This window comes from Shewanella japonica, assembly GCF_002075795.1.
GTDB classification, from domain to species: Bacteria; Pseudomonadota; Gammaproteobacteria; order Enterobacterales; family Shewanellaceae; genus Shewanella; species Shewanella japonica.
Genome location: NZ_CP020472.1, coordinates 2,264,862 through 2,278,509 on the forward strand (window position 1 = coordinate 2,264,862; position 13,648 = coordinate 2,278,509).

The window sequence follows — 13,648 nt, forward strand, 5'->3', positions numbered from 1 at the left end:
GTAAGTCCAAGTAGCGCAGTTAACGGGCGGCTGAAATATTCTTTTATTACATGACAGACAATGCATGGTTAACGCTTATAAATCTAACGCCCGGCTCTGCAGCTGACGAAAATGGCGCTGCTTTGCGCAAGCAAAGGGGGTGACGCTTTTGGCAGTCCGACAACAGCCGTTTGTTAGGCGCGGCCATCATAGCGTACCCGCTTCAGGCCAATTTACCCAATGTGTATTTTGTTTTCCAGTAGCCTTGTAGGCTTGTTTATTACCAGTTTCGAGCATTTTAGCGATTAGCTTGAACGTTTCAGATGAGCTTGGTAATTCTTCTCCTGAAATGTCTGGATGCGCCCATTCATCAAGCTGAAGAACTAACTCTAGCTCAGGAGAAACACTGACTCGGCGTTCAGATTCTGAGCACAGTACTTGATCCCTATATTTAGCGGCTATGAGTCGACAAAACTCAAATGTTTGCGGGTTTTCCTCTTCTAACTCGATGCCAGAGTTTTGAAAGTCGGCATTTTCAGGGATGATCACCTCGATTTCTCGTAGTATGCATTTAGAGCCAAATTTTACATACTCCAAATCCTCTTCATCTTGCCAGTCACTATTCGAAATTGGATAAATAAACCGTGACTCATTATAAACGTTGTTGGCTAGATAGTTTCTGTACGCTTCCTCCGTCAGATAATTTGAAGAAGGGTTTCTATCATGCAACTTGCTGGAAAAAGTATAAATTTGTACGTCGGGAGCACCAGACCTTGGTTAGAACCCGAACACCTCTATTACAATGGCCCACTCATCATCAGATCTATATGCAGACATTCTTGTTGCAGCGAGATAGACATATCCATTATCTAAAACTGGAAACGTGAACTCTTCTGCGCACGCATCCAAAACTTCCAATATTCTCTCTGACTTCCAATTCATACTAGATTTCTCGTCCGTTTGAATGTCTTAGCTTTATTTTTACACCTAATCCTATTTTGCATTGGGCCAAGTATAAACACCGTTATTTATGTAATATGACTTTAACTTAGGCATACAACGTTTTTTAAACAATTGAGGTACATCGCCATAGCGTTTTTCATAGATACGAACAGCTAAAATACGTCGAGAACGCCAAATAAAAAAACTAGCATGACCTTGGCGGAGTAATTTAGCTTCCCGTGTGGCAAACCTTTTAATTAATGTTTGGAGTTGCCTTTTATTTAATTGCTGCCAAATGAGTCCCTTCAATAAAGGACTACCTTTAAGCAATTTATACTTACACTTAATACCCAAATTCTCCAATAAAGCTAACGCCCGCTTAAGCGGACAAAAATTGTTTGTTAAAATGTTGCGGAACGAAAACAGCCAACTGTTTTTTGTTCTTATTAATTAGCTTGTATGGATAATAAACCCACCTAATTTACAAATACTTCCCTGTTTCGGGTAATGTGAGACCCAGGCTTTAGCTGCAACTAAAGCTTTCCTTGTCGTAGTTCGATTGATTGCTGGCTCCTCTATTGAGAGACCGATAACAAGAAAGAACGCGACAAAGGACTCCAAGCAAAACACTCGAATAGTCTACTGGGTCTCGAACCCGCATTTGCAAGCAAGAGTTAGCTTATTATGAATTCAAAAACTAATCAAAACATTAACATCGGTGTCGATACGGGTAAGTTTCAGCTCGATATTTATATCCGACCACTCGATATCTTTTTCAACGTCAAAAACAATGAGAAAGGCATTAAAGAAGCTGTTAACCTCATCAAGAAACACCATCCTGAACGTATTGTTATTGAAGCAACAGGTCGCTTAGAAATGCCATTTATCATGGCCTGCGCTGAAGCAAATCTGCCCTTCGTTATTGCGAACCCAATACATATAAAACGATTTGCTGGTGCCATTGGTCAAAAAGCTAAAACAGACAGGCTAGATGCGCAGCTCATCGCTCATTATGGAGATGCGATTAAGCCTAAGCTATCTACTTTAAAGCCTGACATCATGCAGGCTATGAGCTATTTAGTCTCAAGACGCAATCAAATTATGGCAATGCAAACGATGGAGAAGAACAGGCTGCAAATTCTGCCGAAAGAGGTCGCGATGACCATCAAACCTATCTTAACTGTATTTAAAAATCAGATAGAAAAGATAGAAGCAAAAATAGTTAAACTCATCGAGTCCAACCCCGACTACCAAGCCAAAAATATCATTCTACAAAGCATGAAAGGAATAGGTAAAATCGCCGCTGCTTCAATCATCAGTAACCTGCCTGAACTTGGATATATTAATAATAAAGAAGCGAGTTCATTAGTTGGTGTTGCACCAATGAATAAAGAAAGTGGTCGTTTCAAAGGCCAACGAAAAATTCAAGGTGGACGGCATCAGGTCAGGACTGTTTTGTATATGGCAATGATGTCAGCCATACAATCAAACCCTGTTTTTAAAGAAACTTACCAACGTTTAGTCGAAGCCGGAAAACCAAAGAAAGTAGCTATTATTGCCTGTATTAGAAAGATGGTCGTGACGCTTAATTCAATGCTAAGAGATGGTGTGATGTGGGAAGCGCCAAAAGCTTGAAATTAGCTATTGACGCCATAGTCTCTTGTTATGTTTCATTATTGCACACCAAAAGCTCAGATACTTGCTCTTTATTAGGCTGGAATGGCGCACAAATAATTTTAATTAAATCCACTTTTTCTTTTTCACTTAGATCAATCCAAACCTCAGTTTCTTTGATTCGCTTTTTGATATTTTCGAAGCCAACCCATTCAGAATCTAAGCCTCTAATACTTGCCCAATGTTCTGCTTGTTCGGGTTCATTTTGCTCTTTTAGAGTTTTGATAATATTATCGAATATCTGGTTTGAAAGGTTAGCTAAAATTTCACTATAAGGAATAGGCCCATCTTTAGGTTCTTCACTGAATTTAGCTTCTACAATTGCTCTATGTAAGGCCATAAGATCAGAGTCTTTGTTGATTTCCATATTGCCAATATCTCCGATAGTCTGATAGAAACATAACGCCCTGTTAAGGGGCTGATAATTGTTGGCTAAAATGTGTAGCGAAGCGAAACCGAGCCAACTGTTAGCAGTCCCGCTTGAACAGCTTGATAATCATTGAGCCTCCTCCCTAGCAAGCCGCATCAGCGGTATGCTTAAGGTGACCAAACCAACAGGAGAAAGCTCAATGAGATTTTATAATAACTCACATCCATACTACTGTGGTATTGATTTACATGCACGTTTACTTTATGTCTGCATCATTGATTCTAAAGGGGAAGTTGTCGCTCACAAAAAGATTGGGGCTAACAAAGATGACTTACTACTCATACTCGAACCCTATATCGGCAATGTCATTGTCGGGGTTGAGTGCATGCATTGTTGGTACTGGGTATCTGATTGGTGTGCCGAACTCGGCATCGACTTTGTTCTAGGCCATGCCCTTTATATGAAGGCCATTCACGGTGGTAAAACCAAGAACGATAAAATCGATTCTTTTAAAATTGCCACACTACTACGTGGTGGCAACTTTCCAATTGCCTACGATTATCCAAGTGAAATGCGTGCTGCCCGAGATCTGTTGCGTCGACGAATGAAGATTGTCCGTCACGGCGCCATGCTCAAAGGTCATGTGGTTAACACCAACAGCCAATACAACTTGCCAGCCACTGACCTAAACCTTAAAAATATCTCTGCTAGACAAAAGCTACGCGAGCAATATCAAAACCCTATCGTGCAGCGTAATATCGATTTAGACATGGCTCTCCTTGATTGCTATGCCAAGGAACTAGCTCAAGTTGAATGGTTCATTGAAAAGCAGGCTAAAAACCATAACCCAGTGTATCTAGAATTGCTTAAAACCGTACCAGGTATTGGTAAGATTTTATCGCTAACAATTTTGTATGAAATCGGTGATGTAGCCCGATTTGAATCGGTACAAAAATTTGCCTCATACTCTCGTTTAGTCAAATGCAAAGCTGAGTCTGCGGGCAAAACCTATGGCACTAATGGCAATAAAATCGGTAATGCTCATTTAAAGTGGGCATTCTCTGAAGCTGCTGTGCTCTACCTGCGAGGCAATGATAAAGCCCGTCATTATCTTAATCGATTACAAAAGAGAATGAGTAAGGCTAAGGCATTATCAGCACTGGCTCATAAGCTTGGCCGCTGTGTTTATTTCATGTTGAAGAACAAAACGGTGTTTGATGAACAACGATTCTTAAAAGGATAAGTCGCGCAATAAGGTGAGCTGAACACCTAACTAGATACTCTTGAAAAAGAGAAGCGAGCATGACTGTGAATGATGTGACTAATGAAGCAATGACTTCTCACCATCATCACTATGCCAAATGCGATTTAAGCTACATCGACTTGATTAGACACCTTATTGGCGCGCATTAATGAGTACAATCACCAAAGTCGTTTACACCTTAAATGAGCCTGAAACTAACTGTGCACAAAGCACCTCTGACTTGAATAGTGCCATCTTAGGGTTAACCGATAAATGTCTAGTGCCCCTGATATTTCAAAGGATTGAAAAGCGTCAGGCAGCGATAAGATCGCACTAAGAGAGCCTCTATATGTGTTTGCTGTAAACGATGATTTGACAGCTAAATGACAGACGAAGTAGATGAATTTGTTGATTGATTTTAATTTGACTGCAAAAGCAGTCAAATAAGTTAGGCTCGCCTATTGACTGGCGGAAGGCTCATATGTGTTAAGTTGCTACTGCACCGTTTGAATATGTTTAGTACCATCAGATTTAACCAAAATTGACTCAACAGTGCAAAGATAATTATCACCTGCATAAAACACAAATTTAAGCTTTAGAACACTTACGAACTCCAATTTCATTTCACGTTTAATTAATATGGAATGAAACTTATCTTTTAATGCGCCAATAGCTGATTTCAATGGTTTATACACTCGCAGATCTTTTGGGTACGAGTTATCTGCCATCAAATCTATGACAGCTTCATTAACACCTACTTCTTTGCATAGTTCACCCATATGTGGGTGCAAGTAGCTCAATCCACTTTGAGCGTGATGTGCAATATCGTACGCAACACCTTTTAACGGTTTCTGAGATGCCATGATTCCCTTAGCAACTTAACGCCCGCATAAGGTGCGGGAAACGCTTGGCTATAATTGGCGAAGAATGAGCGTCAGCCAAGCGTTGGACGTCACTCTTAATGCTCTTGTGTACGCCCAGCATGGGCATGAACTAATGAGGTGAAAGTCCTCTGTAGGAAGATCACCGTTCAAATAACATATTGTTATTAAACGTTAACTACTAGCGAATGGCAAGGGCTTATCCGTGAGGGTTGGTCTGAAGGAAGCCGCTAGCAAATTTGCGAGCTGATGAACAAGAACATCATATGAGGCGTAGGCTAGAGGTGAGTTGGCACAAGACGACGAAACCACGTGATCTAATGGCCACCGTAAATGATGCAGCAGTGCAAAGAAAGTTCATGTTCTTATCTGGGGAGATCTGCTTAACACGCGATTGGTCATTAACCAGTCAGGCTCTGGTTTATAAGTGCCTTGGCTTTTCAGCGTCATCGACTGAAAAGAGCGAATCAGATGGAAACCGATAGCGCATGGCGGGGTAACTCAGCGTGTGATTAAGCAGAAGTCAGCAGATGGCATAGTAGCCCAACGCCCATCGTAATGGATGGGATAGCATACCCCGCGCTAGCGTTGTGGGTACATGGTGAAGGCCTGAACATTTAGAAGAAGGAGGAGTCTTGTCAAACTTGTCGATACCCACTACGTCGCCAGACGATTACTATCGGCAGCGTATTGATATGCAACCGGCCTTCAACCGCGATCTATTTCAACAACTGCTCGAACCTGAAAATCTACACCGAGCTTGGCGTCAAGTTAAAGCCAATAAAGGTGCGGCGGGCATCGATGGCATGACCATCGAAGCCTTCCCGCTCTGGATGCAACAAGGCGGCTGGCAACAGTGTAAATATCAATTAGAGCGAGGTGAATACCAACCCTCAGCGGTCAGGCGCGTAGAGATCGACAAACCCGATGGCGGTAAACGCAAATTGGGGATCCCTAACGTCATTGACCGTGTGATCCAGCAAGCAATCGCTCAAATACTCACGCCGTTGTTTGACCCCTTTTTCTCGGCGAATAGCTTTGGTTTTAGGCCGAATAGAAACGCCAAACAAGCGGTACTGCAAGTTAGGGATATTATCAAACAGAAACGTAAATTTGCCGTTGATGTTGATCTGTCCAAGTTCTTTGACCGAGTTAATCATGATCTCTTGATGACTCAACTTAGGAGCAAGGTGCAGGATAAGCGTCTGTTGGCGCTTATTGGTAAATATCTACGTGCAGGTGTGATGGTCAATGACCAATTTGAAGCAAGCTTTGAAGGTGTACCTCAAGGCGGGCCACTCTCGCCATTACTATCAAACATTATGTTGGATAGTTTGGATAAAGAGCTGGAAAGCCGAGAGCATAAATTCGTCCGCTACGCGGACGACTTTATCATTTTGGTAAAGTCACTTCGCGCGGGTGAACGGGTACTAAAGAGCATTACTCGCTACCTTGCCATGAAACTAAAATTGGTCGTTAATGAACAGAAAAGCCAAGTGGTTAAGGTAGGAAAAAGTAAGTTCCTCGGGTTTACATTTAACCGAGGAAAGATCCAGTGGCATGCTAAAACATTACGCATTTTCAAACAAAAGTTGAGACGGCTAACAAACCGAAATTGGGGCGTAAGCATGGGTTATCAATTGTTTAAGGTGCGGCAATATATGCAAGGCTGGATTAACTACTTTGGCATCGCTAATGCTTATCAAGGATGTGTCGACTTAGACCATTGGATCCGCCGTCGGGTACGTATGTGCTACTGGCGTCAGTGGCGAAAACCACGGACGAAGGTGCAAAATTTACTAAAGCGTGGCGTCAGGATCCAAGCCGCTGTTGCTTGTGGAATCACAAGCAAAGGCCCATGGAGAAGTTCAAAAACACCAGGGATACAGCAAGCGCTAAGTAATGAGTATCTGAAGAAAGCGGGTTTATGTTCACTAAGAGATGGATGGATCGCAGTTCACTATTGTAATAAATAGGCTAACCAGAAAGTTTAGGTTAGGCGTTCTAAATGAACCGCCCTGTGCGGAGCCGCATGCAGGGTGGTGTGGGGGCTGGAGGCTAGATACCTCCGGCTACCCGATTAGCTGTACTACCCGACAAATAGCGCCTTTGAACATAAACCAAATGTAACGTAACAAATAATGGTGCAATTATAAAAGGCAATAAGTATACATTTGTGCCACCAACTGAATAACTTGCAATTGCTGAAGATATCACACCTAATGCGACATATACTTTAAGCCTTTTAGGTTTAGTGTTCTCCTGCTCAGGATGCAAAGTTAAAACTAATAAACTTATTGCTCCCCAGAAACCGCACAATCCAAAGAAAACCAATGCCGCATACAAGAGAACAATTAGATCCCCAGAAAATAAGCCAACAAAAATTACCGGACTAAACACAACACCTAAAGTTAATAACAATAGTGATGGTGCAAACCCAATCATAAATTCGATAATGTACGCAAAACGTTTTAATTTATTCATGTACAGCTAACAGCGTATTATATAGCTGCTCGATAATCTTCTGGCTAAAATCTAATTTAGCAGTAACCATACCAAGCCAACCGACTGTTTAATAATGATAAAAATAAAAAATTAAGACTGATATTATCAATATTAAGCCCGTATAAAGTGAGCGAAATAATAATGTAGAGGTCTCTTCAACCTTTTATCAATCATCGAAAATTCAATAAGCTAACAGTAAAGTAGATGTTTATTGAGCATAGAATATCGTTTCTTTGCTCACTTTGCTCACTTTGCTCACTTTGCTCACTTTGCTCACTTTGCTCACTTTGCTCACTGCTCTCTATTTTAGTTATTGGATGTCCACAACTCTTGCCAATTTACTTTGAGTTAGGATGAGAGGCGCTAACATCTCGATAAATTATTTAGTTAATTTGATAAAAAATACTTCTTTTTTAAATTCACTTCACTTCATTTCACTTATTGAATTGTAATCCTCTACCTGTTGTAGGTGACAGGACGGTTGTCACTACCTCTCTCACATATATGTATTCCAGCTGCCTTGTATGTAGGTATATCTATGACAGCTTGTGTGTTCACACCTGCTAGTGAATGTTAAAAATTCACACGCACTCATCATTTTATGCCAAAGCTGTATGGCAAAAGTTTTAACAGGTTTTTTATCATTTTTTCAATTACTTAAGCCATGCTGCTTACGCCTTCTTGTTGATATTTTCTCTCTATTACCATCGCTCAATCTTATCTATTGTTTATTAAATGATAAATTATTTAATGTTAATTGTTGACAATAATGATTAATTGATAGATTGTGTAATCCAACAGTATTTGCTGCTTTTTTGAACTTGCTTGCAGGTTTTTGACGCAAAAAATGCTGTTACTAACTCAGGATTATGTGCAATCAAGCTGCGGCACTAAACAATATCTGTGTGCCAAATGGGACGTTATGCAATTAGAAACTGATATTTATAGCAGGATTTTAGCTGATATTGCGCAGGGCGAATTAGTCAGTGGCGATAGATTGATTACGACCTTGTTAGCTAAACGCTATGACTCTAGCGTTAATCCCGTCCGTGAGGCGCTAAAGCTGTTAGAGGGGGAAGGGTTTGTAACCTTTAAAAAAAATAGCGGTGCTAGGGTCGCTAATTTTGCTTATTCAAGCATGAGGGATGTTTTTGAAATTTTGCAATTGTTAGAGCCATATTTTTTGTCTTGGTATGTCACTAACGCAAGCCAAGAAAGTTTAGACAAGTTAGCAAGAATACATCAAAAAATGATGTTATTACCTAAGCATGAAGCGAGTCAACTTAGGCAACTTGATACAGAGTTTCATTGGGAAATGTATCGCCATCACTATAACCAAAGTGCCTTAGTGTTGTGGAAAAACAAGAAGTTAATGTTACAGGCTTTATTGGGTAATTTGGCAGTAAAACCAAGTCGATACGAAGCTATTTTACGTGAGCACAGCCATTTACTGTATTTGATAAACGCAAAAGATGAAGAGTCTGCGGTTAGAACGTTAACAAAACACGTTAAAAGTGGCGGTGATTACTGGCAAAGCAATGTTGCACTTGAAAGCTGAAAAGTGAAACGGCTTAGGTTTAATTATGTATAGGGAATGACAGATGATCATAACGGATATTAATACCTTTAATTTCTGGTTGGGTTTTAGAAATGTTTGCCTGGTTAAAGTTGAAACCGATTCCGGCGTTTATGGTTGGGGAGAATCTGGTCTTTCTGGTCGTGAGCTTGCGGTTACTGGTGCAATTGAACATTTCAAACAGTTTTTAATTGGTCAATCTGCGTTAAATATTTCTCATATTTGGCAAGAGCTATACCGAAGTCAGTATTTTGAAGGCGGTCGAGTGCTTGCAGCTGCGATTTCGGCCATCGATATAGCGTTACATGACATTGCAGGAAAGCATTTTAATGTGCCTGTTTATCAACTATTAGGGGGTAAACAGCGAAAACAGATCCCGCTATTTGTCACTTCTACGTTAGCCTTTAATGCCGACTTTGTTGATGATGTAAAAAGACTAAAACAACAGGGTTGGCAAGCTATTAGAGCCACCACAGGCGAACATGGCTGTGCAGAACAATCAAGCTTGTTTGATGCACGAAAATCAATTGCAATCGCCGCTGAGTGGTTAACTAAAACTCGGGAGAGTATTGGCCAAGAGATTGTTTTAGGTATTGATTATCACCATAGGTTAACAGTTGCTGAGACCGTATCTTTTTGCCAAAAAATGCCTGTAGGTACCTTAGATTTTATTGAGGAGCCTATACGCGATCAGTCCTTAACGAGTTATCAAAATCTACGCTCAATGACGGACGTTCCATTTGCTATTGGCGAGGAGTTTTCCAGTAAATGGGATTTTGCTCCTTATGTTGATACTGCGCTAACCAATTTTGCTCGAATTGATATTTGTAATGCTGGTGGCTTTACCGAGGCTATGAAAGTGGCCGCGATGTGTGAAACCAAATATATCGACATGATGCCACACAATCCATTGAGTCCGATTTGTACCGCAGCTTCGATTCATTATTGCGCTGCAATAAGTAATTTAAGCTGGCTGGAGTTACCGCCTTATGATGGTGATTTATCTGAATATGACGCCATTTTTACTCATCGGCCTCGAGTATCTCACAATGCATATCCCGTTTCTGACCTGCCTGGTTTAGGCATTGATGTTGATGAGGCCTCATTACCGAAGCAGGCTTTCAAGTTCTGGGAGCCGCCAAGATTACATAAACCGGATGGCTCTTACACCAACTGGTAACAGGCAACATAACGAATTAAGTCAATCTAGCCAACAGCATCGTGCATGACTCATCTTAGAGGCTTGTATGAAGCTGTTATTAACAATGCTAACGCTTTCATGGATAGAAAATGAAACAAGAACAAGTTACACCTCATCAGCCTAAACAAAAGTTTGCTGTACTGGCGCTGATATTTTGTAGTGTGGTTATTAATTACATGGATCGCACCAACATTTCGGTTGCAGCGCAGGCAATTTCTGCTGATCTCGACATCAGTAAATTAGAAATGGGGATGATATTTTCAGCATTTGCATGGACGTATTCCATTATGCAAATTCCCGGCGGCATGGTGGTCGATGCAATCAAGATCCGTGTTTTGTATCCCTTTATATTAGTGGCATGGTCGTTAGCAACCATAGTGCAGGGGATGGTCAGTTCATTAGCGGCATTAATCGGTTGTCGAATGGCAATTGGTTTTTTCGAAGCGCCTTCATATCCTGCTAATAATAAAATCGTGACGCAATGGTTTAAAGAACAAGAAAGGGCGAGCGCCATTGCTGTGTATACCTCAGGTCAATTCATTGGTTTGGCATTTTTAATGCCTGTGCTGGCGGTTATTCAAGAGTATTTTGGTTGGCGTGGTTTGTTTTATGTTTCAGGTGCCATCGGCATTATTTGGGCTGGAATATGGTATTGGCTTTATAAAGATCCTGATGAGGCTGTCTCTGCTGAGACAGAAAAGACGCTGTCAGATAAGCCATTATCAAAGCAATCTCAAAAGCCTGTTCAACAAGCTGTAATCAACTGGTCAAATCTAAAAGTCGCCTTTACCAGTCGCAAGTTATGGGGCATTTACATAGGTCAGTTTTGTTTAGGCGGGACTTTGATTTTCTTTTTAACTTGGTTTCCTACCTATCTGGCTGAATATCGTGGATTAAGCGATATCAATACCGGATTTCTTGCCGCTATTCCATTTTTGTGTGCTTTTGCCGGTGTTTTGGTGTCTGGCTTTGTTTCTGATTGGTTGGTGCGAAAAGGCATTTCAAATGAAGTCGCCCGAAAAGCACCGATTATTATAGGGTTGCTGCTTTCTAGTTGTGTGATTTTCGCAAATTATGTCGATAGTACGGCTTGGATGACATTCTTCCTGTCAGTGACATTTTTTGGAAATGGGTTAGCGTCTATCAATTGGGTGTTTGTTTCATTACTCGCGCCTAAACATATGGTTGGTTTAGTGGGAGGGTGTTTTAATTTCATTGGTGGATTATCTGCCGTGATCGTCCCCATTGCCATTGGATACCTAGCACAAGATGGCGACTTTAAACCTGCATTAATATTAATCGCAGCCTTGGGTATGTGTGGTTTGTGCTCGTACTTGTTCTTGGTCGGTAAAGTCGAGCAGATAACTGTGCCATCTGACATGGAGCTTGATTCAGCGGCTGAACTAGTTGAAGCGTCAATCATTGAGGGCAAATCAAAATGAGTTTGCTCTTTTTTGGTGAAATGATGCTGCGATTAACGCCTTCAATCGCACAACAGCAACTGGTGTGTGCAGAACAGCTATCTGTAGATTTTGCCGGTGCTGAATCGAATGTGGCCAGTTCCTTGGCATTAATGGGCCATGAATGTCATTTTGTTACTAAGCTGCCAAGTAATGCACTGGGCGATCATGGCATTGCAAGCCTTAAAAAATACGGGATTCAGACTGATTATATCCGTCGAGGTGGTCAACGTATTGGCAGTTATTTTATTGAAATGGGCATGTCTATAAGGCCATCTAAAGTGGTTTATGACCGCGCTTATTCCGCTTTTTCGCAAATCTCTAATGACGAGTTTGATTGGCCAAGTATTTTGTCAGGTAAGCGTTGGTTGCATGTTAGTGGTATTTCTCCAGCATTATCGACCCAATGCGCAGCAGAAACGATTAAAGCGGTCAAAATTGCCAAGTCTCTAGGGGTAAAAGTCAGTTTTGATCTTAACTATCGACGTTCGCTTTGGGATGACAGCCAAAAGGCACGTGATTATTTCAGCGAAATCCTAAACTATTCCAATCTAGCCTTTGGAAATGCTGGCGTTATAAGTGACGTGTTTGATTATCAGACGCCAGATATCTCTGAAAATGAACTCGCCCACGTTATTTCTCAACATTCTCTTGAACGATTGGACAAAACTAGCCAACGCAGTTGGTATCAAGCTAATAATTTGGCTGAATTTTTACGGGCTAAATTTGATGTTGATTTTGCAATGACTGAGCGAGTGCATCATAGCGCTAATCAAAATACCTTAACTGGTTTTTATATTACTTCGACAACATGCAGCTTTTCAGCACCGATTACCGTAGAAATTAAAGACCGTTTAGGCACAGGTGATGCCTTTGCCGCTGGGGTATTGCACGGGTTAGAACGTGGTTGGCATGGGCAGCAAATTGCGCAATTTGCCAATGCTGCATTTGCTCTAGCTCATACGGGTATTGGCGATCAAAATTGGTCAAATGAAGCTGAGATTCAATACATTGCGGACGGTAATTTATCTGGCCACATTATTCGTTGAACAAGGTTATCAGTTCAGTCATTTAGGATAAAAATAGACAAAGGGAGACGACATGAGACACGAGGTGGTTGAGCAATTAATCAGTCATAAATTGATTGTCATTATTAGGGTAAAAGACCCCAGTGACATTGAAGGCATTGTTCAATGTATGTCTGATGCTGGCGTACTGGCGGTAGAAGTCACCAGCAATACTCCAGGTTATGAAATGGCTATAACTCAGCTCAGGCAGCAATTCCCACACATGTTAATTGGTGCAGGAACGGTGACCGATCATCGAATCGCAAAACGGGCAATTAAAGCAGGTGCTCAGTTTTTGGTAACGCCTAATACTAACGAGGCGATTGTGCGACATGCCCACGCGTTGGATGTGCCTGTGGTCATGGGCGCAATGACCCCGACAGATATCGTCGATGCCTCTCAATTTAACGCTGACATTATTAAGTTATTTCCCGCAGGACCTATGGGAGCAAACTATTTACAAGCATTAGCTCAAGGTCCTTTTCTTGATAGCTACTTTTTTCCCGTTGGTGGTATTGATGCCTCCAATATCGACGCTTGGTTTGACAGTGGAGCGTCAGGTGTTGGTATCGGCGGGAGTTTGGCGCAACCCGTTTACAGTCCCCAACAAGCCGAACAATTGACCAGAAATGTCAGTGAAATAGTCGCAAAAATTAATGCAAAAGAATTAACAAGGAAGGCAAGCTAATGACAATTAAACCTAGCTCAAGGCACAAACGTTTTTATTCATCTTTACTGATATCCAGTTTA

General features: G+C 41.3%; 12 protein-coding genes and 1 pseudogene. 8 read left to right on the forward strand and 5 right to left on the reverse strand.

Features of this window, described 5'->3' with window-relative positions:
• Positions 1 to 186: 186 nt before the first annotated feature.
• Both SJ2017_RS21960 and SJ2017_RS09670 read right to left on the reverse strand, forming a co-directional pair.
• A pseudogene (locus SJ2017_RS21960) lies at positions 187 to 921 on the reverse strand (DUF7003 family protein).
• Between the two features lie 51 nt (positions 922 to 972).
• Positions 973 to 1,230: a hypothetical protein gene (locus tag SJ2017_RS09670; protein WP_167692906.1), complete on the reverse strand. Its 258-nt coding sequence runs from the start codon at positions 1,228 to 1,230 to the stop codon at positions 973 to 975.
• A 375-nt stretch (positions 1,231 to 1,605) separates the two neighbouring features.
• Between SJ2017_RS09670 and SJ2017_RS09675 the strand changes: the two genes are divergently transcribed.
• Positions 1,606 to 2,556 (forward strand): IS110 family RNA-guided transposase, encoded by a 951-nt coding sequence (locus SJ2017_RS09675; RefSeq protein ID WP_080915613.1) that lies wholly within the window; start codon positions 1,606 to 1,608, stop codon positions 2,554 to 2,556.
• 28 nt (positions 2,557 to 2,584) lie between these two features.
• Here SJ2017_RS09675 and SJ2017_RS09680 read toward each other — a convergent pair whose 3' ends face one another.
• The gene (locus SJ2017_RS09680) at positions 2,585 to 2,962 is read right to left on the reverse strand and encodes a hypothetical protein (protein WP_080915614.1); all 378 of its coding nucleotides are present in this window, start codon (positions 2,960 to 2,962) and stop codon (positions 2,585 to 2,587) included.
• A 202-nt stretch (positions 2,963 to 3,164) separates the two neighbouring features.
• Here SJ2017_RS09680 and SJ2017_RS09685 point away from each other — a divergent pair, with 202 nt between their 5' ends.
• Entirely contained in the window at positions 3,165 to 4,208 is a 1,044-nt protein-coding gene (locus SJ2017_RS09685; RefSeq protein ID WP_080915615.1) for an IS110 family RNA-guided transposase, read from the forward strand.
• 494 nt (positions 4,209 to 4,702) lie between these two features.
• On the opposite strand, the gene SJ2017_RS09690 is transcribed toward SJ2017_RS09685, so the two are convergent.
• Positions 4,703 to 5,071, reverse strand: a complete 369-nt coding sequence (locus SJ2017_RS09690; RefSeq protein ID WP_080915616.1) for a hypothetical protein — start codon at positions 5,069 to 5,071, stop codon at positions 4,703 to 4,705.
• 653 nt (positions 5,072 to 5,724) lie between these two features.
• Here SJ2017_RS09690 and ltrA point away from each other — a divergent pair.
• Positions 5,725 to 7,065, forward strand: a complete 1,341-nt coding sequence (ltrA, locus tag SJ2017_RS09695; protein ID WP_080915617.1) for a group II intron reverse transcriptase/maturase — start codon at positions 5,725 to 5,727, stop codon at positions 7,063 to 7,065.
• Between the two features lie 82 nt (positions 7,066 to 7,147).
• Here ltrA and SJ2017_RS09700 read toward each other — a convergent pair whose 3' ends face one another.
• Entirely contained in the window at positions 7,148 to 7,573 is a 426-nt protein-coding gene (locus tag SJ2017_RS09700; protein ID WP_080915618.1) for a hypothetical protein, read from the reverse strand.
• An 868-nt stretch (positions 7,574 to 8,441) separates the two neighbouring features.
• Between SJ2017_RS09700 and SJ2017_RS09705 the strand changes: the two genes are divergently transcribed.
• The 5 genes from SJ2017_RS09705 to SJ2017_RS09725 all read left to right on the forward strand — a co-directional run bounded on the left by SJ2017_RS09705 (position 8,442) and on the right by SJ2017_RS09725 (position 13,586).
• The gene (locus tag SJ2017_RS09705; RefSeq protein WP_080915619.1) at positions 8,442 to 9,152 is read left to right on the forward strand and encodes a GntR family transcriptional regulator; all 711 of its coding nucleotides are present in this window, start codon (positions 8,442 to 8,444) and stop codon (positions 9,150 to 9,152) included.
• A gap of 43 nt (positions 9,153 to 9,195) precedes the next feature.
• A complete protein-coding gene (locus tag SJ2017_RS09710; protein WP_080915620.1) occupies positions 9,196 to 10,350 on the forward strand; it encodes a mandelate racemase/muconate lactonizing enzyme family protein in 1,155 nt (384 codons plus the stop codon).
• Between the two features lie 110 nt (positions 10,351 to 10,460).
• Entirely contained in the window at positions 10,461 to 11,813 is a 1,353-nt protein-coding gene (locus SJ2017_RS09715; protein ID WP_080915621.1) for an MFS transporter, read from the forward strand.
• On the forward strand, positions 11,810 to 12,880 hold the full coding sequence (locus tag SJ2017_RS09720; protein WP_080915622.1) for a sugar kinase: 1,071 nt from the start codon (positions 11,810 to 11,812) through the stop codon (positions 12,878 to 12,880). The genes SJ2017_RS09715 and SJ2017_RS09720 overlap by 4 nt, the downstream gene beginning before the upstream one ends.
• 52 nt (positions 12,881 to 12,932) lie before the next feature.
• Positions 12,933 to 13,586 (forward strand): bifunctional 4-hydroxy-2-oxoglutarate aldolase/2-dehydro-3-deoxy-phosphogluconate aldolase, encoded by a 654-nt coding sequence (locus tag SJ2017_RS09725; RefSeq protein WP_080915623.1) that lies wholly within the window; start codon positions 12,933 to 12,935, stop codon positions 13,584 to 13,586.
• Positions 13,587 to 13,648 lie beyond the last annotated feature (62 nt).